The organism is Pseudomonas sp. TMB3-21, assembly GCF_054898145.1.
In genome coordinates this window covers 4,886,400-4,911,825 of sequence record NZ_CM142718.1, presented here as the reverse complement: position 1 = coordinate 4,911,825, position 25,426 = coordinate 4,886,400, and the positions used below count along the sequence as shown (strand labels likewise).

The 25,426-nt window shown below is 60.1% G+C and carries 25 protein-coding genes; 10 read left to right on the top strand and 15 right to left on the bottom strand.

The window, feature by feature from the left end; translation table 11 throughout:
* Positions 1 to 265 precede the first annotated feature (265 nt).
* The 4 genes from ACYZTS_RS22275 to ACYZTS_RS22260 are packed head-to-tail and all read right to left on the bottom strand — an operon-like array spanning position 266 to position 5,897.
* A complete protein-coding gene (locus tag ACYZTS_RS22275) occupies positions 266 to 1,717 on the bottom strand; it encodes a curlin (RefSeq protein ID WP_461992110.1) in 1,452 nt (483 codons plus the stop codon).
* Between the two features lie 27 nt (positions 1,718 to 1,744).
* A complete protein-coding gene (locus ACYZTS_RS22270) occupies positions 1,745 to 2,206 on the bottom strand; it encodes a curlin (RefSeq protein ID WP_461992108.1) in 462 nt (153 codons plus the stop codon).
* 59 nt (positions 2,207 to 2,265) lie between these two features.
* Positions 2,266 to 4,515, bottom strand: coding sequence for an Ig-like domain-containing protein (locus ACYZTS_RS22265; RefSeq protein WP_461992106.1), 2,250 nt, complete (start codon positions 4,513 to 4,515; stop codon positions 2,266 to 2,268).
* A 35-nt stretch (positions 4,516 to 4,550) separates the two neighbouring features.
* Entirely contained in the window at positions 4,551 to 5,897 is a 1,347-nt protein-coding gene (locus ACYZTS_RS22260; RefSeq protein WP_461992104.1) for a hypothetical protein, read from the bottom strand.
* Between the two features lie 275 nt (positions 5,898 to 6,172).
* Between ACYZTS_RS22260 and ACYZTS_RS22255 the strand changes: the two genes are divergently transcribed.
* From ACYZTS_RS22255 to ACYZTS_RS22245, 3 genes are all read left to right on the top strand, one after another.
* Positions 6,173 to 7,645 (top strand): sensor histidine kinase, encoded by a 1,473-nt coding sequence (locus tag ACYZTS_RS22255; RefSeq protein WP_461992102.1) that lies wholly within the window; start codon positions 6,173 to 6,175, stop codon positions 7,643 to 7,645.
* A 273-nt stretch (positions 7,646 to 7,918) separates the two neighbouring features.
* The gene (locus ACYZTS_RS22250) at positions 7,919 to 9,409 is read left to right on the top strand and encodes a sensor histidine kinase (protein WP_461992100.1); all 1,491 of its coding nucleotides are present in this window, start codon (positions 7,919 to 7,921) and stop codon (positions 9,407 to 9,409) included.
* The gene (locus ACYZTS_RS22245; protein ID WP_461992098.1) at positions 9,378 to 10,805 is read left to right on the top strand and encodes a sigma-54-dependent transcriptional regulator; all 1,428 of its coding nucleotides are present in this window, start codon (positions 9,378 to 9,380) and stop codon (positions 10,803 to 10,805) included. The genes ACYZTS_RS22250 and ACYZTS_RS22245 overlap by 32 nt, the downstream gene beginning before the upstream one ends.
* On the opposite strand, the gene ACYZTS_RS22240 is transcribed toward ACYZTS_RS22245, so the two are convergent.
* Both ACYZTS_RS22240 and ACYZTS_RS22235 read right to left on the bottom strand, forming a co-directional pair.
* Positions 10,796 to 11,191: a hypothetical protein gene (locus tag ACYZTS_RS22240; RefSeq protein ID WP_028624283.1), complete on the bottom strand. Its 396-nt coding sequence runs from the start codon at positions 11,189 to 11,191 to the stop codon at positions 10,796 to 10,798. The genes ACYZTS_RS22245 and ACYZTS_RS22240 overlap by 10 nt on opposite strands.
* Before the next feature lie 226 nt (positions 11,192 to 11,417).
* On the bottom strand, positions 11,418 to 11,696 hold the full coding sequence (locus ACYZTS_RS22235) for a Rho-binding antiterminator (protein WP_028623801.1): 279 nt from the start codon (positions 11,694 to 11,696) through the stop codon (positions 11,418 to 11,420).
* Here ACYZTS_RS22235 and ACYZTS_RS22230 point away from each other — a divergent pair.
* Positions 11,695 to 12,147: a hypothetical protein gene (locus tag ACYZTS_RS22230; RefSeq protein ID WP_461992095.1), complete on the top strand. Its 453-nt coding sequence runs from the start codon at positions 11,695 to 11,697 to the stop codon at positions 12,145 to 12,147. The genes ACYZTS_RS22235 and ACYZTS_RS22230 overlap by 2 nt on opposite strands.
* A gap of 123 nt (positions 12,148 to 12,270) precedes the next feature.
* Here ACYZTS_RS22230 and ACYZTS_RS22225 read toward each other — a convergent pair whose 3' ends face one another.
* Entirely contained in the window at positions 12,271 to 12,789 is a 519-nt protein-coding gene (locus ACYZTS_RS22225; RefSeq protein WP_028623800.1) for a carboxymuconolactone decarboxylase family protein, read from the bottom strand.
* A 132-nt stretch (positions 12,790 to 12,921) separates the two neighbouring features.
* On the opposite strand from ACYZTS_RS22225, the gene ACYZTS_RS22220 reads away from it, so the two are divergent.
* Together ACYZTS_RS22220 and ACYZTS_RS22215 are read left to right on the top strand one after the other, a co-directional pair.
* Complete coding sequence (locus tag ACYZTS_RS22220; protein WP_461992091.1) at positions 12,922 to 13,749, top strand: AraC family transcriptional regulator; 828 nt, start codon at positions 12,922 to 12,924, stop codon at positions 13,747 to 13,749.
* Positions 13,750 to 13,850: 101 nt separating this feature from the next.
* Positions 13,851 to 14,504 (top strand): peroxiredoxin, encoded by a 654-nt coding sequence (locus ACYZTS_RS22215; protein ID WP_028623798.1) that lies wholly within the window; start codon positions 13,851 to 13,853, stop codon positions 14,502 to 14,504.
* Positions 14,505 to 14,570: 66 nt separating this feature from the next.
* On the opposite strand, the gene ACYZTS_RS22210 is transcribed toward ACYZTS_RS22215, so the two are convergent.
* Positions 14,571 to 16,958 (bottom strand): DUF3772 domain-containing protein, encoded by a 2,388-nt coding sequence (locus tag ACYZTS_RS22210; protein ID WP_461992089.1) that lies wholly within the window; start codon positions 16,956 to 16,958, stop codon positions 14,571 to 14,573.
* A 173-nt stretch (positions 16,959 to 17,131) separates the two neighbouring features.
* Here ACYZTS_RS22210 and ACYZTS_RS22205 point away from each other — a divergent pair, with 173 nt between their 5' ends.
* On the top strand, positions 17,132 to 17,353 hold the full coding sequence (locus ACYZTS_RS22205; protein WP_028623796.1) for a hypothetical protein: 222 nt from the start codon (positions 17,132 to 17,134) through the stop codon (positions 17,351 to 17,353).
* An 8-nt stretch (positions 17,354 to 17,361) separates the two neighbouring features.
* On the opposite strand, the gene ACYZTS_RS22200 is transcribed toward ACYZTS_RS22205, so the two are convergent.
* The 4 genes from ACYZTS_RS22200 to chrA form a co-directional block, all read right to left on the bottom strand.
* Complete coding sequence (locus tag ACYZTS_RS22200) at positions 17,362 to 17,577, bottom strand: type 2 periplasmic-binding domain-containing protein (RefSeq protein WP_028623795.1); 216 nt, start codon at positions 17,575 to 17,577, stop codon at positions 17,362 to 17,364.
* 61 nt (positions 17,578 to 17,638) lie between these two features.
* On the bottom strand, positions 17,639 to 18,142 hold the full coding sequence (locus ACYZTS_RS22195) for a DUF6644 family protein (protein ID WP_461992086.1): 504 nt from the start codon (positions 18,140 to 18,142) through the stop codon (positions 17,639 to 17,641).
* Positions 18,142 to 18,492: a DUF6152 family protein gene (locus ACYZTS_RS22190; protein WP_461992084.1), complete on the bottom strand. Its 351-nt coding sequence runs from the start codon at positions 18,490 to 18,492 to the stop codon at positions 18,142 to 18,144. Before ACYZTS_RS22190 ends, ACYZTS_RS22195 begins: the two co-directional genes overlap by 1 nt.
* A gap of 119 nt (positions 18,493 to 18,611) precedes the next feature.
* The gene (chrA, locus tag ACYZTS_RS22185; RefSeq protein WP_461992082.1) at positions 18,612 to 19,811 is read right to left on the bottom strand and encodes a chromate efflux transporter; all 1,200 of its coding nucleotides are present in this window, start codon (positions 19,809 to 19,811) and stop codon (positions 18,612 to 18,614) included.
* A gap of 207 nt (positions 19,812 to 20,018) precedes the next feature.
* Here chrA and ACYZTS_RS22180 point away from each other — a divergent pair, with 207 nt between their 5' ends.
* Positions 20,019 to 21,017 (top strand): bile acid:sodium symporter family protein, encoded by a 999-nt coding sequence (locus tag ACYZTS_RS22180; protein WP_461992080.1) that lies wholly within the window; start codon positions 20,019 to 20,021, stop codon positions 21,015 to 21,017.
* A 66-nt stretch (positions 21,018 to 21,083) separates the two neighbouring features.
* Here ACYZTS_RS22180 and ACYZTS_RS22175 read toward each other — a convergent pair whose 3' ends face one another.
* Complete coding sequence (locus ACYZTS_RS22175; protein WP_461992078.1) at positions 21,084 to 21,512, bottom strand: nuclear transport factor 2 family protein; 429 nt, start codon at positions 21,510 to 21,512, stop codon at positions 21,084 to 21,086.
* A gap of 135 nt (positions 21,513 to 21,647) precedes the next feature.
* Here ACYZTS_RS22175 and ACYZTS_RS22170 point away from each other — a divergent pair, with 135 nt between their 5' ends.
* Both ACYZTS_RS22170 and ACYZTS_RS22165 read left to right on the top strand, forming a co-directional pair.
* Entirely contained in the window at positions 21,648 to 22,079 is a 432-nt protein-coding gene (locus ACYZTS_RS22170; RefSeq protein ID WP_028623789.1) for a DNA methylase, read from the top strand.
* Positions 22,080 to 22,150: 71 nt separating this feature from the next.
* Complete coding sequence (locus tag ACYZTS_RS22165) at positions 22,151 to 22,843, top strand: DUF72 domain-containing protein (RefSeq protein ID WP_461996518.1); 693 nt, start codon at positions 22,151 to 22,153, stop codon at positions 22,841 to 22,843.
* Positions 22,844 to 22,860: 17 nt separating this feature from the next.
* Here the strand turns inward: ACYZTS_RS22165 and sodC are convergent, their stop codons facing one another.
* Together sodC and ilvD are read right to left on the bottom strand one after the other, a co-directional pair.
* Entirely contained in the window at positions 22,861 to 23,382 is a 522-nt protein-coding gene (gene sodC, locus ACYZTS_RS22160) for a superoxide dismutase [Cu-Zn] SodC (protein WP_461992076.1), read from the bottom strand.
* 253 nt (positions 23,383 to 23,635) lie between these two features.
* Positions 23,636 to 25,318 (bottom strand): dihydroxy-acid dehydratase, encoded by a 1,683-nt coding sequence (ilvD, locus tag ACYZTS_RS22155; protein WP_461992074.1) that lies wholly within the window; start codon positions 25,316 to 25,318, stop codon positions 23,636 to 23,638.
* Positions 25,319 to 25,426: the final 108 nt, after the last annotated feature.

The window sequence follows — 25,426 nt, the reverse complement described above, 5'->3', positions numbered from 1 at the left end:
ACATGGGCAAAGCTTGTTCGCGAATGCGGCCTGGCAGCCACCCAAAAACCCGCCAATGTACCCAAAACATTGCAGGAGCTGGCTTGCCAGCGATGGCGTCATCAACCCACCATCGCCAGCAAAGCCGGCTCCTGCAAACCGGGTTCGCACGCAGAGCGCCTGTTCAAACCCGGCACTGTCAATCAGCCGCAATCTCTAAAAACAGCCATCCACAAAAGACCGCGACCCTCCAAAAAGAATCGCGGTTCTTTCTCCCTCAAAAACATCACTGCTGCAAAACAGTCGCCTGATTATCCGCGCCAAACTGCTGCACGGTCGCCATTTGCGTCACGCCACTCTGGTCGACGCTGGCCATGTTGCCCGTCCCGCCCTGGGTCACGTAAGCCACGTTCATGCTGTCGGTCTGTTTGACCGTGATCTGGTTGTCGCTGCCGTACATTTGGTTAGTAAGCGCCTGATTGCCGGTGCCGGACTGGTCGAACTCGGTGATGTTGCCCGAGCCGGTAGAGGAGCCTTCCGCCAGGTTGGTGGTACCGCGTTGCGAGGCGATGAGGATGTTGTCGCTGCCGTTCTGGTCGAAGTACAGCTCGTTGTACGAGTCGGCCTGGGTGACCGTGGTTTTGTTGCCGCTGCCGGTCTGGTTGGTGGTCATGACATGGCCGACGCCATCCTGGGTGAAGTTGGCGATGTTGTTGTTACCGGCCTGGTTGACGGTCGCACGCTGATTGCTGCCGAACTGTCCACCGGATTCGGGGCCTTTCCAGTTGCTGGCGTGGACCTTGTTGCCGTTGCCCACCGAAGTGGCGTTGAGCACATGGCTGTCACCGGTCTGGTAGGTGAAGTGCACGTTGTTGGTTCCTTGCTGGTACAGCGCAAGGGTTGAGCCGACCGACTCGAACTGGTCAGCGTAGATCGCGTTGAGGTCGCCGACTTGCAGGATCTGCGCGACGTTGTTTTCGCCGAAGCTCTGATCGACCACGGTTTCGTTGGTTTGCCCGTTCTGGTTGACCGTGGCCTGGCTGGCGACTTGCGAGTCTTGCCAGACTTCGGTGCCGTTGAAATCACCGAGCTGGTTGATGGTGATGGTGCCGCCGTCACCGAAACTCTGGTCGCCATAGGCGTAGTTGCTCTCACCGGCCTGGTTGATGTTGATCTGTCCGGCCATGTGGCCGATCTGTTCGGCGGTGCCGTAGTTGGCGGTGCCGAACTGGATGACGGTCGCGTTGTTGCCGGCACCGAAGATGAACTGTTCGATGTTGGCTTCGTTGCCTGCACCGACCTGATACGTGGTGCCGGTGCTGGCGTCCTGGGATTCCTGATAGACGAAGGAGAAGTTACCCGTGCCTTGCTGCTGTTGCAGCGCCTCGTTGGTACCCAGTGTCCCGACAGACTGGCTGGCATGGCTGATGTTGAAGCTGCCGACCTGTTGCTGGGTGATGGTGCTGCCGTTTTCGAACAACTGCTCGGCGTAACCGGCGTTGAATTCGCCGGCCTGATCCTGGGTGATGACGCTGGTGGCGTTGTCCTGAAACGCCGCTGCGTCGTTGCCGCCACCCAGTTGTTGCTGGGTCGCGCTGGCAAAACTGGCCTGGCTTTGCTTCACATCGGCGATGTTGGCGGTACCGAGCTGGCTCTGGCTTGAAACGCTGTCGTCCGCCATTGCCTGGGCACTGACAATGACCAGGATGGCGGCGGTGAGGGGCGTCAGTTTGAACATGATGAAACCTCCGGGTTGTTGCAGTGCTTAACGATACTGTTTGACCGAAACGCTCATGCCGTTCCCAGCCTGGTTGACGGCGCTGGAAAGCCCCGTACCCGCCTGGTCGATGCTGGCGTCGTTGTTGTTGCCGTTCTGGGAAATCTGCGCGCGGTTGTGGTTACCGTTCTGAGTGATTGACGCGGCGTTGCCGGACCCTTGTTGAGTGATCATTGCCATCAGGTCGCTGCCTTGTTGCAGGATGAATGCCTCTTGATTGCTGCCCGCCTGGACGATGCTGCCGAGCAGCGACTGGCCGTTCTGTTGCAGCAGTGCGTGGTTGGCCTCGCCGATCTGTTCGATCAGCGCTTGCTGGCCGATCGGCGCCGGCAACTCGCCGAGGTCAGCGCCGGGGGCGATGTCTTCGTTTTCCATCAAATCGTCGGCGCGCAGAACGGCGCTGCTGCATAACGCAAGCAGGCAGAGCAGGGCGGCGGTCGACGTTTTCATGACGTTATCCTCTGGCAAGCGTTCGCCCCCTCAACCGATGCGATTGAGGGGGCGATGGCTCAGTTGGCGATGACTGTGACCGAGCGCACCGTGCCCTGTGACGAGCGAATGGTTGCAGTCGGATTGGCCGATGGAACCACCGTGGTGCTGTTGCTCACCGTCAGTCTCCAGCGTCCGGTCAATGGCACGGTGGTGGTGCCCAGCGTCACCGGTCCGGTCGGGGTCGAAACCTCGACAGTGATGGTGTTGCCGGTGGTCACCGACGAGGTACCGCTGAAGTCCCAGTTGAAGCGGTTGTTGGAACGCGCTGTCACCGTGGCCGCTGTCACCGCGAAGTTCTCGGCGGCTGGCCGTGGCGAGACTTGCACGGTGACCGTTCCCGGGGTGGACAAGGCGCCTACGCTGTCCCTGGCGATGTAGGTGAAGGTCGTGGTGAACGCCGTCGTGACGGTGGCCGGTGGGGTGTAGGTGATCACCGTGCCGTTGGAGCTGACGGTGCCGCGACCTGCCGCAGGTTGGGTGACACTGGCGATGGCCAGCGGTACGTTGCCTTCCGGATCGGTGTCGTTGGCGAGCACGTTGATCGGGATGGCCACACCCAACGTGGCGATGCTGTCGTTGACCGCCACAGGCACCTGGTTAGGCGCCACGGTGATGGTCACGGTCGCCGGGGTGGCCGAGGCCAGGCCTTTGACGTCTTGCGCCTTGTAGGTGAAGGTCGTGGTCAGTGGAGCATTGACCACTGCCGGTGGCGTGTAGACCACCGCGGTGCTGCCGCTCAACGCCACCGTCCCCTGGCCGGCGGCCGGTTGGGTGAGCTCGGTGATGCTCAGCGGCGTGTCGCCGTCGGGATCGTCGTCGTTGGTCAGCAGGTTGAGGGTCAGCGGGATGCCGAAGCTGGTGCTGCCGCTGTCGGCCACTGCCACCGGCGCCTGATTCTCGCCGCTGTCCGGTGCCGTTCCCACTACAACCACTGGCTCGGTGTCGCTGCCGCCGGCGGCAGATTTCACCGTGACGGTGGCGGGTGGTTGCGCGAGGTCGGAAATGGTCAGACGTTGCAGCGTGCCGGTTTTCGACAGCCGTCCATAACCTTGAGCAACCATGTCTGGCACGGCCACTTCATCCGTCGAGGTGGCTTCGATCAGCAGGCTGTTGTTGCTCCAGTTGTAGCGGGCGGTCTGGATTTTCACCAGGTCGGTGACCTTGCTCGACACGGCAGTTGGCCGGGTCGTGCCGGTAGGATTGCTGGCAGTGACCACGACCACAGGAGGCACTGCACCGGTAAACTGACGTTGTCCGAAGAACAGGCCGTTGTTGTCACCGGTCATGTTGATCAGGCACGGCGACAGCGGTGGCCCGGGGACCAAAGCGACGGTTTCACGGAAGCACAGGCTCGAACTGTTGCTCGAGTCGCCGAAGACTTCCACTCGGGTACTGCTGGCTCCCGGGCCGGTGGGTGTACGCCGGTAGGTGGCGCGGCCGATTTCCACCGGGGTCTGTGCACGGTTGTCGAGGACTTTGCCGGACACAGTGAACAGGTTGGTTTGAATCGTTCCGGCCGGACCTTGAATCCGCACGAAGTTGGTGTTGTTGGGGCTGCCCGTCACTTGTTCGGTGAGGTTAGGGTCGCCGACGAAGGTTTCCACTGCGCCAGTGTCCGGGTTCACTTCAGTGTAGGGGCCGTTGACGCTGCGCAGGAACGGCCCGATGTTGCCGCCCAATACGCCGCTGAAATCGCCCGGCGCGCCAATGCCGATGTCGCGGGTGAGGTTGATTGCACGGCGACCTGGCGCCGTGACGTTGACCGTTTCCACCCCGTACGGGTGAGTGATGGTGTAGATCCCGGCGGTGGGTACCGAAACCCGCAGGCGAATCCGCGCGAAGGCGACCTGATCGCCTTCAGCCGGGACTTCGGAACCGAACGCCGCTTCGAGGGCTGCGACGTAGACTTCCAGCTCGTAACCGCTGTTGCCGACTTGCGGGATCGAGGTTTCCGCGGCAAACCAGAACGCTTCAGGCGGCCAGTTGTCGGGGAAAATCATCGGCTGGGCATCGTCGTAGATGCCCGGTTCCGCCAACAGAATGCACATGTAGGACGGCGGCACCGTGGCCGGCACGCGCGAACTCGCGGCGCGCGACTGGCACAGTTCCATCGACAGGTTGTTGTTGTCCTGAAACCACATCGGGAATTTCCCGGTGGCAAAGGTGTAGGGACCGGGGTCGACAGCGGCAAGCTGCGCGAACGCGCTGCCGGAGAGCGATAGCGTCAGTCCCAGGGCGTTGAGCGCCAGGCGTGGCCAATTGTTCATGATGCCTCCTGATACGAATCTGGGCATGTGAGTGTTCATTGCACGATGACCACTTCTTCGGTATCGCTGCCGCCATTGGATGACGTCACCCGAACCTTGGCCGGTGGGATCGGCGAGATCCCGGTGGCCAGGCTTTTCACCGCACCTTCGCCACTGAGGGCTCCGATGGCGGCGCCACTGCCGGACGTGGCGGTGAGCACGGGGGGTGAGGTTTCGTCGCTGGTGGAAGCCACGAGCGTCAGTTGCCCGGAGCTGAGGCTGTATTCGGCACGCTGGATCACCACCAGGTCGATCAGCGCCATCGACAGGGTGGTTGGTGTGCTGGTCGCAATGGCGACGTGGTTATCCGCGGTCAATTGCAAGGTGCTTGGCAGACTCGGGTTGACCGAGGATTGCGCGTACCAGTTGCCGGTGGTGTCGGCCTCGGTCAGGTTCAGCACCGGGTCATTACTGGTCAAGGTGACGGTGGCCGGTGGCGGCGGGGCCTTCACGAACACGTCTTGCTGAGCGACCGGCGCGCTGTCGCCGGCCTTGCGTGAATACGTGCTGCGCTCGGTGATCATGGGTGTAGGTCGCACCACCGTCGACAACTTGCCGGAGATCCCGAACAGCGTGGTCCGCAGGTCGAGGCCGTTAGGGCCTTCGATGCGCACGAAGTCGGTGTTGAACGGGCTGCCGGTGACGGCCTCCTGGAGGTTCGGGTCGCCGATGTATTGCTCGGCCGCACCGGTCAGCGGATTGGTCTCGGTGTAAGGGCCGTTCACGCTGCGCAGGAATGGCCCCACATCACCGCGCAAGGCGCCGTCGTAGGTTTTCGGTGTGCCGATGCCGATGTCACGAGTCATATTGATCGCGCGGTCGCCACCTGCCGGCACGTCGAACACATCGACGCCGTAAGGGTGAGTGACGACATAGGTGCCGGCGGTGGGCACGTCGACCCGAATGCGCACACGGGCAAAGCTGACCTGATCACCTTCGACCGGTTCTTCAGCGGCAAACGCCGCCTCGATGGCCGTGCCGAATTCCAGATCGATGCCTCGGCCGGCGTCGATAATCGTCGCGTCAGCGGTAAACCAGAAGGATTCGTCGGGGAAGTTGGTCGGGAAGACGATCGGCTCGGCGTCGTCAAACACGCCCGGCGTCGGCAGCAGCGTGCACATGTACGACGGAGCACCTGGCGCCCCGGGTGCCCGGGAGCTGACCGCTTTGGATAAACACAGATCCAGGGTGCGGCCGTGGGTGTCCTGATACCAGGCGGCAAAAGAACCATTGGCGGGCAAATAGGGGCCGGGATCGACGGCAAACAAAGCGGCCTGGGCCACCCCGTGGGTCAGCGCGGTCACGGCAAGAGCGAGCGCAGTTTTGGACAGTAAAGGGTGCATGTGTATTCCCTCTATCGGAATGCCTGTCCCGTGGGGATGGGCCAGTTGCGAGGGTATCGGCAACTTCCATACCAACCGCGCAAAACGCCTGTTTCAGGCCCGGGATAGAGGCTTGTGCGGCTGATATGCCTGCAGTTTCCGCTTGGCCCGAACGGGCCATGGGCCCCAGGGTTGGGGTCAGGTGGGGAGGGTGGGGGATGTCGGCAATCCCATAACCGGGCAAAAACCCGACTCTGGGCTATAACCCTATTGGGGAATCGTCGGGAACAACGCCCATGACTACGTCGACGCAAGCGCTGCCGTCCGGGGAGCCTGACAATCAGCTGAGTCCGCGCAAGCAGCCGTTCAATCTGCTGCGCTGGTTTTCGCTGATCAGCATGGCGGTGATCGGAACGGTGGCCGTGGCGTTGGGCGCCGTGTCCACGCGGTTCGTGATTACCGAAAGCGTGCAGCGTGATGCACTGTTAACGTCGCAGTTCATCCGCGCGATTGCTTCGGCGGAAGTACGCCATGTGTCGATTCCCAACGTACGCACCATGGGCGAACTGCTGGATCCGCGAAAAGACCGCGATTATCCCGATGTCGACCCGTTGGCCCGGGCCAGTGCCCGCGGCGAGTTCCTTGACCATATCGAACACTTGCCAGACGTAATTCTCGCCAATATCTACGCGCCTGATCGCATGGTGATCTGGTCGACCAATCCGGCCTTGATGGGCACCACGATCCATAGCGATGAAGACCTCGACCACGCGTTTGCCTCGAAAACCGCGGTGTCGGCCAGTTATCACAGCGTCGACGAAACCCGCATGGAGCAGAAATTCATTACGCCGCCGGACTACATCTTTATCGAGAACTACATTCCCCTGTTTGATGCTGACGGCAACACGGTCACGGCAATGGTCGAGATCTACAAGGAGCCCAAGGACCTGATCGATCGCATGGAGCGCGGTCTGGTGCTGATCTGGCTCGCGACCGCGCTGGGCGGGGGGCTGATTTACCTGGGGTTGTACTGGATCGTGCGGCGTGCGGCGGTGCTGCTGGCGGCGCAACAAAAGCAGCTGATCACCAATGAAACCTTTGTCGCACTCGGCGAGATGTCATCAGCGGTCGCGCACAGTTTGCGCAATCCGCTGGCGACCATTCGCTCCAGCGCCGAGCTGGCCCTGGAATTCGACAGCGGCCCGGCGCAGAAGAACATCAACGACATCATCGGCCAGGTCGATCGCATGTCGAAGTGGGTCCGGGAGTTGCTGCAGTCGCTGCGGCCAATGCAGGACGAGGTCGAACCGGTCAACCTGGTCGCGGCGCTGCACGACAGTTTGATGGCCTTCGAGCAACAGATCGCCAAGGCCCGGGTGCGGGTGATATTCGAGCCAAAAGAAACACCGATGGTCCTCAGCCAGCATGTGCAACTGACGCAGATCCTCAACAGCCTGCTGGCCAACGCGGTGGAGTCCATGGACAAGGACGGCACACTGACCATCACCCTTGAATCAAGCGATGCCCAGCACGTGAGCGTGAGGGTGAGCGACACCGGTAAAGGCATGAACGAAGAGCAACGCCGCATGGCTTTCCGACCATTTTTCACCACCAAACAGGGCGGTCTCGGCGTCGGTCTGGTGCTGGTCAAGCGAATCATGGAGCGCTGTTGCGGCTCGGTGAGCCTGCAAAGCCGCGAAGGCGAGGGGACCTGTGTGCAACTGACGTTCAAACGGCTCCCTGAAAACGGGTCAGGTTTCCCCCAATAGTGGGGAAACATTCCCCGGTCTTGGATCAATCAGATAAAGCGATAACCTGTTGTTTATACAGGAATTAATTTCTATCGATAGCCCATCCCACGCCTGGCGAGGTAATTGCAAAGCCTCAGGAAGCCGGCGTTCTCCAGGCGGTTGTTCGACCCTGCCCACCCCGTGAGCAGTAGCGGCGAATACCTTCAGTTGGACCGTCCTCCACGTTCAATGCCACCTACACTGAACCGAAACACGGCTGCGAAGGTTTGGTTGGCATTCAGGACATACCTCATGCAAAGACTGGAACGACAATTTCCTGCTTTTGCCAGGCTGATGGCCCCAGGCCCGGGCTGGCGTGGCCGGTTCAACTTGCTGCGCTGGTTTTCCTTCGGCAGCTTTTTCATCATTGCGGCTGTGGCGCTGGGTCTTGGTTACATTTCTACGCGTTTCGTGGTGACTGAGAGTGTCGAGCGCGATTCAATGTTGACCGCGCAATTTATTCAGGCCATGGGCGATGCCGAAATCCGTCATGCCTCAATCAGCCCCGACAGAACCATGGGCGAAATGCTCGATCCGCGCCAGGACCAGGCTTACCCCGATGTCGAACCGGCCACCCGCGCCTCCGCCCGCGTCGAGTTTCTCGATCATGTGGAGCACCTGCCGGACATTTTGTTGGCGACGGTGTACGCCGAAGATCGCACCATCGTCTGGTCGACCAACCCTGAGTTGATTGGCGTGAACATCAAAGACGATGAGGAGCTGGAGGAGTCCTTCGCCATGAAGGAATCGGTGTCCACCAGCTACCATGAAATGGTCGAGGAACGCCCCGAACAGCGCCTGTTGCGCGAGCCGGAAAATCTGTTCATCGAAAACTACATCCCGATGTTCAACGCCGACAAAAGCAAAGTGGTGGCGATGGTCGAAATCTACAAGGAGCCGGTCGACCTGGTCGCGCGGATTCAGCGTGGGTTCAAGGCGATCTGGTTTGCGACCGTACTGGGCGGCGCGGCGATTTACCTGGCGCTGTTCTGGATTGTCCGGCGCGCGGCCAAACTGCTGGAGAGCCAGCAGCAGCAGTTGATCACCAATGAGACGTTTGTGGCGCTGGGCGAGATGTCCTCGGCGGTGGCGCACAGCTTGCGAAATCCGCTGGCGAACATTCGCTCCAGCGCCGAACTCGCCCAGGAAATCGCCAGCCAGAGCTCACAGAAAAACATCGGCGACATCATTCAGCAGGTCGATCGCATGTCGCGCTGGGTTCGCGAATTGCTAGTGTCGCTGCGCCCGATGAATGATGACCATGAAGCGGTCGACCTGGTATTGGCCATCGAGGACACCCTGAATGCCTTCGCGGCGTTGATCCAACGGTCGAACGTCGAGGTGCGTTTCACGCCGCAGGCCTGTCCGCCAGTGGTCAGCCAGCGCGTGCTGCTCACGCAGATTCTCAACAGCCTGTTTGCCAACGCGCTGGAAGCGATGCCCGACGGTGGGGTGCTGACCATCGCGGTTCATTCGCCGCATGCGGGGCAGGTGAGCATGACCCTGAGCGACACCGGCAAAGGCATGAGCAAACAGCATCAGCAGATGGTCTTCAAACCGTTTTTTACGACCAAACAGGGCGGGCTGGGCGTTGGCCTGGCCTTGGTCAAACGCATTATGGAGCGGTTCGAAGGCTCGGTCGCACTGACCAGCCAGGAGCAGGAAGGAACCCGCGTCAGTCTCAACTTTATGGTGGCAACCGGAGGGGAATATGGAGCGCAGCATATTGCTGGTCGAGGATGACGAACTGCTCGCCGAAAATATACAGACCTATCTGGAGCGCAAAGACTTCGAGGTGACGGTTTGCCACTCGGCCGAGAATGCATTGGAGCAATTGAACACCTTTGCGCCCGATGTGGTGCTGACCGACAACTCGCTGCCGGGCATGAGCGGCCACGACCTGATCCAGAAACTGCGCATCAGCGCGCCGGATCTGAAAGTGATCATGATGACCGGTTACGGCAACGTCGAAGACGCCGTGGTGGCGATGAAAGAAGGCGCGTTCCATTACGTCACCAAGCCGGTGGCGCTGCCGGAGCTCAAGCTGTTGCTGGACAAGGCCCTGGCGACCGAACGAATGGAGCGCACGCTGTCGTTCTATCAGGAACGCGAGGCGCAGAAGTCAGGTGTCCAGGCTTTGATCGGCGACTCGGCGCCTATTCAATATTTGAAAAGCACCATCGGCCAATTGCTCGACGCAGAGCGGCGGATGGCCAACGCCGACCTGCCGCCCGTGCTGGTGGAAGGCGAGACGGGCACCGGCAAGGAACTGGTCGCCCGTGCCCTGCACTTTGACGGCCCGCGCAGCAAAGGCCCGTTCATTGAATTCAACTGTGCTTCGATCCCTTCCAATCTGGTGGAGTCGGAGCTGTTCGGCCACGAGAAGGGTGCATTCACCGATGCCAAGGACCGTCGCGTTGGCCTGGTCGAGGCGGCGGATGGCGGCACGCTGTTTCTCGATGAAGTGGGCGAGATGGACCTGCTGTTGCAAGCCAAACTGCTGAAACTGCTGGAAGACCGGACCATTCGCCGGGTCGGCTCGGTGAAAGAACGCAAGGTCGATCTGCGCGTGATCAGCGCGACCAACTGCAACCTCGAGCAGATGGTCCAGCAGGGCAAATTCCGTCGCGACCTGTTCTTCCGCCTGCGCATCATTTCGATCAAAGTGCCGCGTCTGTATGCCCGCGGCGAAGACATCCTGGTGCTGGCCCGGCATTTCCTGGCGATCCACGGCAAACGTTATGGCAAACCGCACCTGCATTTCAGTGATCAGGCCGAATCGCTGATGCTCAGTTACACCTGGCCGGGCAACGTTCGCGAATTGCGCAACATGCTTGAGCAAACCGTATTACTGGCGCAGAGCGATACCATTGCCGCGCACCAGTTGAACGTCTGCCTGAGCCTGGTCGACGACCCGCCTGTAATGCAGGAAGCCCAGCACCACGAGCCACGTCCGGTGTACTGCGGCAACGAGTCGATGAACCTGCCGGAAGTCGAGCGCGACATGGTCCGCAAGATGCTCGACAAGACCGACTGGAACGTCACCAAATCCGCACGCCTGCTGGGCCTGAGTCGCGACATGTTGCGCTATCGCATCGAAAAACTCGGCCTCGCGCGCCCGGACAAACGTCAGTGGTAAACCGGATCCACCGGGCCCTGGCGGCTGAGGCACGCCAGCAGGCACGTGGGGTCGACGACCTCTTTGTTGACATACACGCCACGCTCCACGTCGTAGGAGCGTATGAACACGCGAACGCTGGTGTCGGCCACCGTCGGCAGGCGTGAATCGGTGAACACGTGCTCACTGGCGATCGGGATGAAATCCTGCGGCGCGGTCGGAATGTACGTGCGCGGCGGCACCGTACTCAGGCTCGGCGGAGCGGGGTGAGCGAAAGGCTGGTTGTCGCCGTAATAAATGATGTTACTGCTGTAGTCAGTCGTCGGTGTCAGGCTTTCGTCGGCGTAAGCGGTGGTTGTTGCGCTCAGGGCAAAAGCAAGCAACAACGTCAGTTCGGTGAGTTTCATGGCAGCACCTGCGGCAGCGGAGTTTGTGCGTTTCCCCAAGGCCGTTAACTATAGACGCCCGCCGCCGGCGATGCCCGGCATGCCCCCACAATCGCATTCTGCAGGAGCGAGCTTGCTCGCGATGACTGACTGCCAGGCACCAACAAAACTGAATACCCAATCGCATTCGCCAGAAAACCCGCCTCCAAAATTTGGAGGCGGGCTTGCGTCCGTTGCATGGCAAACGCTAGATAGAACAGCTCCCACCCGCAAGTTCGACGCGCTTGAACTGTGCATTGTCATCCAGCGGCGTGATCGCCAACAGTTGATCCAGGCGGATCTCCAATGGCCCATCCGCCGCCTCCAGGCAGAGAAATTCCTCTTTGGTACTGGAGGTCCGTGTGGTCAGCGCTTTGGCGACCAGACGACCGCCGTCGATCAACTCGATGTCCAGTCGATAGCCGCGCAGACACGCGATTTCCAGGTAGTCGTGGAGGTCGCAGTTCAAAGGCTGATACGCGTTCATGACATTACTCCCGGCAACCCTGCAGTTTGATGATGAAGTGACCGTGCTTGCTGATCGCCTCGGCCACCAGCGGATTCGTCGGTTCGACGTGACAGAACCGGCACTCATTCAGCGCAATATCTTCTTCCTGAACGACTTGTTCATCAAGGAACTGTCGCGCGTAGGATTTCGCCAGTTCGCTTTTCCGCAGTTGCCGCTTTCATCGAACAGTAACGGGCGGATCGTTTTGCGGGCTGACGGAGGAGCCGCTGGAAGTGATCGAAGTCGACCTGATTTGCCGCGAACACCGGTTGCCGGAAACAAAAGAAGAATAGAACCACCGCACACCTGCAACAAGGATTTGATTGCGCCCGGATGCTCAAGTGCTTTTGTGGCGAGGGGGCTTGCCCCCGTGAGTCGTCCATGGAAGCTCCCCAGACTGATGTCCCGTCCCAAATCCACGTTTGAATGAAATCGCCAATCCGTACCTGACACAGGCGCAAACCTGTGTCTGCGATGCTTAAACACGACTGCGTCCGATCGTGGCCCGAGCCGGACGCAGCCTTCGGCAGCCGCTATAGGGGTATCGTTCAGATCAGGCGTTGATCGCGGGGAAATCAATGTCGGTCAATGCGACGTTGTTGAGGTAGTTGGTCAACGTCTGAGAGGCCACATGCGCGATCACTTCGATCAGCTTCGCATCATTGATGCCCGCTTCTCGCGCGGCTTCAATCTGCTCACCGCTCAAATGGCCACGGCTCTCGGTGATCTGCTGAGCGAGCGTGGCATAGGCGTTCAAATGACCTTGCCGCGCATCGAGAATATCCTGCGCAGACAACCCGGCTTTACCGGCGAACATCGTGTGCGCCGCCAGGCAGTAATCACACCCGTTGACCTGAGAAGTGGCGAGAAAAATCGCCTCTTTTTCAGTAGCGCTCAACGACGTTTTTCCCAGCGTTGCCGACTGCTGCATATAAGAGGTAAGCACGGCCGGCGCATGGGCGAGGGTCTGGAAAACATTCGGCAGAAAACCAATCTTCTTTTGCACGCCTTCCAGCAACGGGCGCGTGGTATCGGTGGCTTGTTCGAGGTTCAGGGTGGGGATGCGGCTCATGGTGATTCTCCGGAATGAAGGCGCGGGATGCGCTGGGTACGGCTTCATCCTAATGAGTGACGCTGGCCTCTCGGCTGCAAATCGTCGAAGATATGGCACAGATCGTCCAAAACTGTCTTCGGAGTAGCCCTGATGGATCGTTTGTCCACTTTGCTTAGCCACTTCGGTGTCAGCGCCGGGACCTTTCACAGCGGCGATTTCTGTGGCGTCACGGCGTTCGACGGCAGTCAATCAGGCGGGCATCTGCACCTGTTGCGCAGCGGTGAGCTCAACCTAAAACTGGCCGACGAGCGCGATATCTCCCTCACTTCGCCCACGCTGATTTTCTTCCCCCGACCCTATCGTCATCGGCTGTCGGCATCAGAGCACGCCGATACTCAACTGGTCTGCGCCTCGCTGACGTTCGATGGTGGCGCCGGCAATGCGCTGGCAGCGGCTTTGCCCGATTACCTGATTCTGGACCTGCGGGACGTGCCGTCTCTGGCCGGTACGCTGGAGTGGTTATTCAACGAAGCCTTCGATGGCATTTGCGGGCGCGAAGCGATGATGGATCGCTTGTTCGAATTGCTGGTGATCCAGCTGTTGCGGCACATGCTGGCCAATCGCACGCAAGCCGTCGGCATGCTCGCCGGACTCGCTGATCCGCGTCTGGCGCGCGCCTTGAACGCCATGCACGACACGCCTGCAAAGCCCTGGACCGTGGCCGAATTATCCGCCAGCGCGAACATGTCCCGTGCCAGTTTTGCGGACTACTTTCGTCAGGTGGTGGGGCAGACGCCGGCCGATTATCTGCTGAGCTGGCGCGTCAGTCTGGCGCAGAAACGCCTGCGTGAAGGTCGCTCGATTGCGCTGATCGCCACTGAGGTCGGCTACGAAAGTCCTTCGGCACTCGCCCGCGCATTCCGCCGCAAAACCGGTGTCAGTCCACGGGAGTGGGCGCAGCAAATGAAGACTCGCTGACACGTGTGTGGTAGCCCGGCAGCCCGCCCGGCGAAGTCGCGAAGCTCTTCTATACTGGTGTTCCGCAGATTTCCCAACCGTTGAGAGCGAGGAGCGCGAGCATGACGATACGTATTGGCGACGAGGCACCGGATTTCACCGTTGAAAGTACTGAAGGGCCGCTGCATTTCCACGAGTGGATCGGTGACACCTGGGCCATCCTTTTTTCCCATCCGAAAGATTTCACCCCGGTCTGCACCACGGAACTGGGCTACATGGCCGGCCTGAAACCGGAGTTCGACAAACGCAACACGAAGATCGTCGGGCTCAGCGTCGACCCGGTCAGCAATCATTCCAGCTGGGCCAAGGACATCGAAGAAACCCAGGGCCATGCGGTCAACTATCCAATGATCGGCGACGAAAATCTGGTGGTGGCCAAGCTCTACGACATGATCCACCCCAATGCCAGCGGCGGCGCCCGCACCGCCGTGGACAACGCCACCGTACGCTCGGTGTTCATCATCGGCCCGGACAAAAAGATCAAGGCCATGCTGGTTTATCCGATGAGTGCCGGACGCAATTTCGATGAGGTCCTGCGGTTGCTCGATGCGATTCAGTTAAACGCCAAACACACAGTGGCGACACCGGTGAACTGGCGTCCGGGGGACGACGTGATCATCCCGACGTCGGTGTCCGATGAGGATGCGAAAAAGAAATACCCGCAGGGTTTCACTACTGTTAAACCGTATCTGCGCACGGTGGCCCAGCCTAAATAACGGAGGGCAAAATTGTGGGAGCATGCGGCGGCGCTCCCACAGTGGTTTTGTGGCTGGCGCTGATGGTCAAACCACCGGCGCCGGTTTCGCCAATTCAATCCCCGCCGCGCCCAGGCGCTTCAAAATCTCGAACAGCAAATCGCTCTTGGTGGTGCCGACGATTCTCGGGCTGCCGACGTAACCGGTGACGGTCAAGGTAATACCATCAGGCGAAAGTTTGCTGAAGCGGACCATCGGCTCGGGTTTGTCGAGGATGGTTTCATGTTCGCAGAACGCGTCGTACAGCAAGGTTTTGACCTGCTCGGGATCGATGTCCAACGGGAAGGTCAATTCCAGCGACGCCACCCCTTGAGCGCTGCCGCCCAATGTCACGTTGCGCAGGTTCTGCGAAATCAGCTGCGAGTTAGGCACGATCACGATCGAGCGGTCAGCCAGCTGGATTTCCGTGGCGCGCACATTGATCCGGCGGATGTCGCCCTCGACGCCGCTGATGCTGATCAGGTCACCGACCTTCACCGGGCGTTCGGTCAGCAGGATCAGCCCGGAGACGAAATTCTTCACAATCTCCTGCAAACCAAAGCCGATGCCCACAGACAGGGCGCTGACGATCCAGGCCAGGTTGGTCCACTCAACGCCCAGTGATGACAGCGTCATCAGAATCACCAGGGCATACCCGATATTGGCGAACAACGTGCTGAGCGAGGCCCGCATGCCCGGGTCCATATCGGTTTTCGGCAGGAACTCGTCATCCAGCCAGCGCCGCAACGAGCGGATCAGGTACACCCCAATCAACAGCGCAAGCACCGCATTGAGCAGGTGGCCCGGAATGATATTGAGGCGGCGCAGGCCACCGCCGCCAAGGATCGCGAAGACGTTGGTCAATAACTGCCCCAGCGTCGTGCCGACCCCGCCGACCACCAATGTGACGATCGCCAACAGCAACAGTCCTGCGCGACTGACGCCCGAGAGCACGGTCGAGATCTGCTCAAGGCGACGGTCCTCAATGGCCATGACCTGCTTGACGGATTTGCCGCTGGGGCTTTTGGGCGAGAACAGGTATTCGCAAGCGTCCTTGGTCAACTGCATCAGCAGGTAGAAACCACAGAGAACGATGAAACCCCAGACCAGTTCATAGGTGATGAACCGCGCCAGCGAGATGTAGCCGGTCAGCAGTGACAACAGGGCAATGACCGTGGCGAACCCTGTAAACGTGTACAGCAGACCGGCGAAGGTGGTGCTGGCCTCGGCGGCTTCACCTGACGCCACGGCCTGGCGGCGGACCTTGCCGGTACGCACCAGCAGCACCACCAGAATCAACAGCACAATCAGTGCAACGATACCGCGCCCGGCAATCACCATGCCGCTGCTCACGCCCGCGGCGTTGGTCATCTGAATGATCGCCACCAGTATCAGCAGCACCCCGGCAAGCAAGCGTGGGAAAGGTTTCAGCGTCAGCGCCACCGAATCGGCGATAGTCGGCAAGCGCCAAGAGGGATGTTGCGTCGACAGCAAGGCGCGGCTCAGCGCGCTGATCAGCACGCAGGTGTAGGCGAGTTTTTCAAACTCCTGGGAAAATGTCGTGAGCATCGGGGGCAGCGGAGCGTCCCGGGTGAGCGCGTAAAACAAAACGTGCAACGCCACGCCGGCAGTCAACACGGTGGCAACCACGCAGGCGAGCGCGAGAGCACTGCGGCGCAATCGTCCTTCCGGCACGCGATGAATGCACAACCAGGTCAGCCCCCGTTCCGCCAGTCGACGACCCAAGGTCCAGACCACCAGCGCGAGCGTGAGCAAGGCGCAGGTGAAGAGACGCTGGCCGGGTTGCCAGGCGTGCCGCAGCGCTTCTTTGGCATGAACAAAGAACACGCTCAGGCGTTGTCGGTCATCGGCAGACGGCGTCAAGACCGGCCACCAGAAGCCCGGGTTAAGAATACTGCGGGTGCTGAGCGTCAGTTCGCTTTCGAGCAAATTGCGCCGAAGCCCGGCGATTTGAGTGATGAGTTCGGTGGCGCTGGTTTTCAATGCGGTCAGGGTTTTCAGGCTGGCGTCGACCTTATGTTTCTGCTCGGTCAGCGTGACCCGTTGTGCGGCGATCTCCGATTGTTCCGCCGCCACCTCATCGTCCGGCGCCGGACCGAGCACACTCAGTTGCGCGCCCAATTGAGTTTGTACTGGCAGCAGCGCCGCGGTCAGCCGATCGACATCGAGAATGAATATCTGCACCAGATCCTGCGGACCTTCCAGCTGGTTGTAATTGTCGACCAGCGAGACCTGCTGTTTGAGGGTATCCAGGCGCAGTTGCAGGGCTTGCAGCTCGCTTGGCGAGACGGCAAGTGCTGCAATGCCGGCCCGGGGCACTGCGGTTTCTGGCAGCTCTGCCGCCGACAGCGTCCCGGCAATCGTCACGAACAGCGTTAAAACGACAAGAATCATTGCGTTCAATGCATGACGCATGGCATGGCTCGACTTGTTGATCACCCAACCCTTGAGGTTAGGTCAAGCGGCGGTCGCCACAATAAAACTTTGTCCACGGCGCAAAACGGTGCCTGCGCCGTATATCGGAATGCGGGAACGCTTGACGCCAGCGATTCTCCAAACGATGACAGTCCATTGGGTGGAGTTTGAGCATGAATAGCGAACGGAAGCAGCAAGCCCTCGCGGCCTGGTATCAGCTTTTGAACGAGCCGCTAATCCGCATGGATTGTGAGGATCAGTACGACGAATTGCTCAAGGCGGCTGATGAAATGGAACGGTTGGAGATCATCAACAGCACTGAATGGCGACAGCTTGTTCGTGAAGCGGGCCTGGCGTTTGCCAAGGCGACGGCAGGCGTAGAGGGAGGCACATAGCGACAGCGTTAAACAACATTCACTTCGGCCTGTTGTGTAAACCATCCCATGATAAGCGCGCAGGCCAAATGACTTGCCGCTGAAGGCTGCACGCTCAGCGCGTAAACCCCCAATGTTTTCAACGGCTCGCAGAAGGGTATCTTCAACACACCGTGCTCGATTGATTCCGCTGCCAACGTCCTGTCCATCATTGCCGCCCCGAGCAGAAAAATACCGTTGCTCATGCGAATGCTGTCTGGGTAGGCATCCGGGTATGAACGCACCATCCGGCTGTATGAGCCAGGTTCAGGTGTAGGCCAGCAGGCGGCCACAAAGAATCACCGAGAACCACAAGACAATCGACAGCAGTGCTTGGACTTTGCCAAGCGCGGGGGAGGGGACGTCGGTGTCCCAGCGGCTGACCGTGCGGTAAATGCCGACGTGGAACAGCGCGGCATTGATCCCGGCCGTCGCAATCAGGCCAAGCTTCAGGATGAATACGTTGTTGGAGGCGAAGTCGTGCGGGTGGGCGCAAAACATCATCAGCCCGGCAGGCACGATCAGCAGTAGCGCAGCCAGAGACCAGATCAGCAAGTGACGAGCCAGCGCCGTCACCGCGATGTTTTTGGAGAGCCCTAGCACGCGCAGATCGAACATCACCACGGAGCCGACCAGCACCGTGAAACCGATGATGTGCACCACTTCAACCAGCGGGTACAGCCACAGCTCCCCGCGCATCGCCGCACCCAGCGCCGAGTCGCCGAGCCAGTCCAGCCAGCCTGCTCCGGCGGCACTGTCACTGGTCTGCATCAGCGCAGTTCGATGGTCTTGCCGTCGACAGAAATGCGCTCGGCGCGCAATTCATCGGCTTTCTCGCGATTGGGATAGCCCACCACTGTCGCCTTTCGCCCGACCGTCAGCATCTCCTTGGTCAGCCCACGATTTTCCATGCGTGATGGCGGTGCAAGCACCACATTCCAGGTTTTCTCCGTGGTCTTGAACTTGATCAAACCGTGAGGATGCGAATAGCCGGTCTCTTCTATGGTGCCTTTCAGCTCCAATTCATTTTTGGAATCGTATTCGCTCCAGCCGTGATGGGCGAATGCTGCCGTTGCCGTCAGCAGAGCGGCCAACGCGATGCCACCGAGTGTGCCTTTCATGACAGGTCTCCTGTTTTCAGCTCAGATGCTGTTCAAGGATAGTCGGCAGATTTTTCATCAGTGGGCCGAGTCATCGGGTTTGTGTTTCAGAAAAAGTATTGAATCGTGCGGCTCCCGGTTTACAAGCCCAGAATCCAGCCGATCCCTGCGCAACTGATCACCACCAGCCATGGCGGCAATTTCCAGAACATCAACGCCACCAGCGCCAGCAATGCCAAAGCAAAATCTTGGGGTTTGACGATGGCGCTGGTCCAGACCGGCTGGTAAAGCGCAGCCAGCAACAGGCCGACCACCGCCGCATTGACACCGATCAGGGCCGCTTGCGCGCGTTTGTTTCGGCGCAGCTGCTCCCAAAAAGGCAAAGCACCGACGATCAGCAGGAAGGCCGGCGCGAAGATCGCCAGCAGGCAGATCAGGCCTCCTGTCCAGCCATTGGGGGCCGTGTTCATCGACGCACCCAGAAAAGCGGCGAAAGTGAACAGTGGACCCGGCACCGCTTGTGCGGCGCCGTATCCCGCAAGAAAGGTTTGATTGCTGACCCAGCCGCCGGGCACCACTTCGGCTTGCAGCAACGGTAGAACCACGTGGCCACCGCCGAACACGAGTGAGCCGGCCCGGTAAAACGCATCCACCAGAGCCACGGTTTGATAAGGCAGCCACTGAGCCAGCAAGGGCAACCCCATCAAAAGGACGATAAACAGCATCAAGCAGATGGCCCCGATTCGCCGGCTGACCGGGATTTGCAGCGGCTCAAGTTCGGCATTCTGCTCAGGTTTGAACAGCAGCAGGCCGCCGATGCCGGCAGCGACGATCACTCCGACCTGGCCCCAGGCGGACGGCTCAAACAGGACGATGCAGGCCGCTAGCGCCATGAGGGTGACGCGTGTGGCGTCCGTGCACAGGTTGCGCGCCATGCCCCAGACCGCTTGCGCGACCACTGCCACCGCAACGATTTTCAGACCGTGCAAGGCCCCGGGCGTGATCAGGCTGCTGTCATGCGCAAGACCCAGCGCAAACAGAATCAGGACGATAGCCGACGGCAGGGTGAAACCCGCCCAGGCAGCCACTGCGCCGGCATATCCCGCGCGCGCCAGGCCGAGCGCGATGCCGACCTGGCTGCTCGCCGGCCCCGGCAGAAACTGGCACAGCGCCACGAGGTCGGCGTAGCTGCGCTCGCTCAGCCAGCGCCGTCGTGTCACAAATTCGTCGCGGAAATAGCCGAGGTGCGCGATAGGGCCGCCAAAGGACGTCAGCCCAAGGCGCAGGAAGATCAGAAATATTGCCCAGCCATTGCGGTCATCGGTGCGCAGATCGGTCATGCAGGTGCCTTCCTGAAACGAACGGACTCACTGTCGCGGTCTGCCATTCTAACCATGGCCTACGCTTGTTCGTAGGTGACAGCGAGCTGATTATTCTGCACGTTAGGCATGTCCGTTTGGCGACATCTGCTGGCTTGTTAGCGTTAGTCGGCAATTGCCAGTCGCGCTACAGTCGTCGCCACGCCTCGGCAACTCCCGGAAATCCTTATGACACGCCCACGTTTCCTCCCCGATAACTTCACCCTGACACTGCTCGCGGTGGTGATCATCGCCAGTTTGCTGCCTGCCAGCGGCCAGGTGGCCGTCGGTGTTGGCTGGCTGACCAACATCGCCATTGCTCTGCTGTTTTTCCTGCACGGCGCCAAATTGTCACGCGAATCAGTGATCGCGGGTGCCGGGCACTGGCGGCTGCACCTGTTGATATTCGGCCTGACGTTCGTGGTGTTTCCTTTATTGGGTCTGGCGCTCAAGCCCTTGCTGTCACCGATGATCGGCGACGATCTGTACATGGGCATGCTTTATCTTTGCGCGCTCCCGGCCACGGTGCAGTCGGCGATTGCCTTTACCTCGCTGGCTCGCGGCAATATTCCGGCAGCGATCTGCAGCGCAGCGGCGTCCAGCCTGTTCGGGATTTTCCTCACGCCGTTGCTGGTGACACTGTTGCTCGACGTGCATGGCGATGGCGCTTCGACGCTGGATGCAATTCTGAAAATCAGTGTGCAACTGTTGCTGCCGTTTATTGCTGGTCAGATCGCGCGGCGCTGGATTGGTGCATGGGTGGCGCGCAACAAAGGCTGGCTGAAATTTGTCGATCAGGGCTCGATTCTGCTGGTGGTGTATGGCGCTTTCAGCGAGGCAGTGATCGAGGGGATCTGGCAGCAGATTCCGGCGTGGGAACTGGCGGGGCTGGTGGGCGCGTGCTGCATCCTGCTCGCTCTGATACTGGTGGCGTCGACTTTGCTGGGCAAAGTGTTCGGCTTCAATCAGGAGGACCGCATCACCATCCTGTTCTGCGGATCGAAGAAAAGCCTGGCGACCGGTGTGCCCATGGCGCAGGTGCTGTTCGCCGGCAGCACGATCGGCGTGCTGATTTTGCCGCTGATGCTGTTCCATCAGATTCAGTTGATGGTCTGTGCGGTGCTGGCGCAACGCTTCGCCAACCGTCCCGAAACAGTTCCCGAATTGATGGCCCAGGTTGATCCTTGATGGTTACCGCGCTGAGGTGGGGCATCATGCATGCCGCCACTTCAGCCGGAGGCACTGCGCTGGCGGTCAGGCCTTGCTGGCCGCCAGATAGGCGCCGAGGCGACGGCCCATCTCTTCGCCCAACACCTGCAAGCCGCTTAAAGGACGGACCATCACCTCAAACTCGACAATTTTTCCCTGTTCATCGAAGCGAATCATGTCGATACCTTTCAGTTCCTTCCCGGCGACTTTCGCGCTGAACTCCAGCACCACATTCAAACCGTCCGCTGTCGACAATTCGCGGTGATAGCGGAAATCCTCGAATACGTTGAAAACTGTGTTGAGAATCATCGAGACCACGGGAGCACCGGGGTAAGGCGTATGAGCCATCGGTGAGCGGAACACCGCTTGCGGGTCGAGCAAGCTCGGTAACGCTTGCAAGTCGCCCTTGCGAATCATCTCGTGCCATTGGTTCAAGGTGGCAGCGGCGGCGGGGTGCAGGTTCAGTTCGGACATCGTCTATTCCTGGGTTTTTGTTCTTGTTTAAGGATGATTGGGGAAGCCCGCACAGAGACTAGATGAAAAAACGAACTTGCTGCGCTGTGTTTTCTCGAAGGTTGTAATGACAAAAGAGCAGAGGAACGCCCGCCGATGAGCAAAACGATCAATGCCAGCGATCTGGGCATTCACCTCAAGCGCGACGACGAAAACGCCTTGTTCAACTGGTTTATCGCCAGCTTCCTGATGGGCAAGCGCATTCAGGCTGACATCGCAGCGCAAGCCTATCGCGTGATCGTCGAGAAACACGCACGCGACACCGTTCGAAAGCTCGCAAGTTGTACGCACCGCGAACTGGTTTCAATGTTGGGCGAAGCGCGTTACGTGCGCTACGACGAGACCACGGCTGCGCGCCTGTTGAGCCTGAGCAAGAAAATGATCGATGACTATGCTGGCGGGATTCTCAACATCCACGTCGCCAGCGAGGACCGCCAGGCGTTTGAAAAGCGCTTGAGCGAATTCGAGGGCGTGGGGCCAAAGACCGTGGAGATTTTCATGCGCGATGCGGCGGCGGTGCTCTATTGAACGGCATTGTCGCAGGGCCAGCGGTGTTTGTCGGTTGCGCCGGCTGGAACTTGCCGCGTGAACACTGGCCGATGTTTACCGAGCACGGCACCCACCTGCAGCGCTACGCATCGCAGTTGAGCGCCGTGGAAATCAACAGCTCGTTTTATCGACCGCATCAACCGCAAACCTATGCGCGGTGGGGGCAGTCGGTCTCGCCGGGGTTTCGCTTCTCGGTAAAGATACCCAAGCTGATTACTCACGTTCAGCGGTTGCAGGACTGCGATCAACTGCTGGACGATTTCCTTTTCCAGTGCACGATGTTGGGAGAATCGCTGGGGTGCCTGTTGGTGCAACTGCCGCCATCTCTGGCGTATGAAGAGGCCATCGCCACGGCGTTTTTCCGGGCACTGCGGCATCGCTATGCGGGAGCCGTGGTCCTCGAGCCCCGACACGAAAGCTGGTTGCAGGCTGAAGCATTGCTGATTGAGCATCGGGTCGGGCGGGTGGCTGCCGATCCGTCAGTTATGAGTGGCGGGGAGATTCCGGGTGGCTGGCCAGGCATTCACTATTGGCGCTGGCATGGCTCACCGCGTATTTATTACAGCGACTATGACCTGGAGCGATTGCGAGCGCTGGCCCGGCAGGCACACATCAGCGCGCACGCCGGCATCGCCACCTGGTGTATTTTCGATAACACCGCCGGTGGCTTTGCCTTGGGTAATGCGCTGATGTTGCGCGAACTGTTGAACAGTGCTGCGCAGCGTTTATCTGCTGAGGATTAAACGCTGCGTCGAGCCGATCAGATCACCCCGCACGCCACTCGGTCGCCGCCACCGCCCAGGGGCTTTGGCATGTCCGCGTGGTTGTCGCCGCCGGCGTGGATCATCAGCGCGTGTCCTTTAATCTCGGAGAGTTTTTTCAGGCGCGGCGCCAGTACTGGGTAATTGGCGATGCCGTCAGCGGTCACGTACACCGCCGGCAAATCGCCCAAGTGACCATCGGCGTAAGGGCCCAGATGCTTGCCGGTTTTCTGCGGATCAAAATGCCCACCCGCCGCCAGCGCTGCACCTTTGACGCCATCCTTCATGCCCGCTTCGCAGCTGCCGTTTTCGTGCACGTGGAAACCATGGACGCCGGCCGGCAGGGACTTGAGGTTGGGGGTGAACAGCAGACCGTAGGGTGTCTCGCTGACATTGATGGTGCCGATCGCTTGCGGCGCGCCGTCGGCGCTGACAAGGTTTATCGATACTTCCTGCGACGCTGCGTGAGCAGTGCCCGCCGCGAGAAAACCGATGACGCCAATCCATAGGGAACGATTCATGGGTTACTCCTGATCTGAAAGGACAAGTTGAGAGCCTGACGGCATTAACTGTGGATGAATTCAGCCGGGCGATGAGGTATCGCCCGTGTAGAGGTGAGAGTCGACCGGGCTTTCAGAAGTTTTAAACGGGTTGAAGTGTATTTGTTACCAGAAGCGTGTGAAGTGGACGGACTGATCGTGTCTGCTGGCTGCAACGCAGTCACCTGTGGGAGCCGAGCTTGCTCGCGATGGCGTCCGTCCTGCGCACTATTTTCTACAAATATTTATCAGTAACAGCCCCTTCGGACGCACTGGACACCGTCTTCGCATACTTGGCCAACACCCCGCGCTTGTATTGCGATTCCGGCCGCACCCAGCGGGTTTTGCGTTCCGCCAGTTCGGCATCGGACACCTGCACCGTGATCTGCCGCGTTTCAGCATCGATGGTGATCCTGTCGCCGTCTTCAATCAGGGCAATAGGCCCGCCTTCGAAGGCCTCCGGCGTGATATGCCCGACCACGAAACCATGCGAGCCACCGGAAAATCGTCCGTCGGTGATCAGCGCCACGTCCTTGCCCAACCCTTTGCCCATCACCGCCGACGTTGGCGAGAGCATTTCGCGCATGCCTGGGCCACCCTTTGGGCCTTCGTAACGGATCACGATCACATCGCCGGCCTGGACCTCGCCATTCAGAATGCCGGCCAATGCGCCTTCTTCACCGTGATAAACCCGGGCGGTGCCGTCGAAGCGCAAGCCTTCCTTTCCGGTGATTTTCGCCACCGCTCCGCTGGGCGCCAGGTTGCCGCGCAGCACGACCAGATGTGAATCCTTTTTGACCGGCCGATCAAACGGCAAAATCACGTCCTGCCCCGCAGGGTAATCGGCCACGTCGGCGAGGTTTTCCGCCAGGGTCTTGCCGGTCACCGTCAGCACGTCGCCGTGCAGCATGCCGGCGCCGAGCATGCGTTTCATCAGCGGTTGAATGCCGCCTATAGCCACCAGTTCGCTCATCATGTATTTGCCGCTGGGACGCAGGTCGGCAACCACCGGCGAGACCTTGCCCAGCTCGACGAAATCATCCAGCGTCAGCTCGACATCCACGGCGTGCGCCATGGCCAGCAGATGCAGCACAGCGTTGGTCGAGCCGGCGAGGGCGATGACCACGCGGATGGCATTCTCAAAAGCCTCGCGGGTCATGATGTCCCGCGGCTTGAGGTCCAGCTTCAGCAGCTCCATCACCTGCTGGCCGGCGCGAAAACTGTCCGAGGCCTTGTCGCTGCCCACGGCATCCTGCGAACTCGACCCGGGCAGGCTCATGCCCAACGCTTCGATGGCCGATGCCATGGTGTTCGCGGTGTACATGCCACCGCACGAACCGGGGCCGGGAATCGCCACTTCTTCGATCTGCTTGACCTGGATTTCGTTGATGTCACCGCGCGCCTGCTGGCCCACCGCTTCGAACACCGAAATGATGTCGGTGTGGCCGGCGCCCGGGCGGATCGTCCCGCCGTAGACGAAGATCGAAGGGCGGTTGAGCCGCGCCATGCCGATCAGGCAGCCCGGCATGTTCTTGTCGCAACCGCCCACGGTGACCAGGCCGTCGAAACCTTCACACCCGGCGACCACTTCGATCGAGTCAGCGATCACCTCGCGCGACACCAGCGAATATTTCATGCCTTCGGTGCCGTTGGCGATGCCGTCGGAAATGGTGATGGTATTGAAGATCACGCCTTTGGCGCCGGCGGCATTTGCGCCTTTTTCCGCCTCCAGGGCGAGCTTGTCGATGTGCATGTTGCACGGCGTCACCATCGCCCAGGTCGAGGCGATGCCGATCTGCGGCTTCTTGAAGTCCTCGTCGGTGAAGCCCACGGCCCGCAGCATGGCGCGCCCGGGCGCACGTTCGATTCCGTCGACGACTTGAGAGGAATACTTGCGCAAATGGTCGTTGTCGCTCATGACTTTTCCTCACGGTTATTTCGCGGAAATCAAAGCTCAGTATAGAAGCGATCGTTATGCAAACCTCGACCATCAAGTCGGGAACAGACGCGCGGGTTTGCCTGGTCG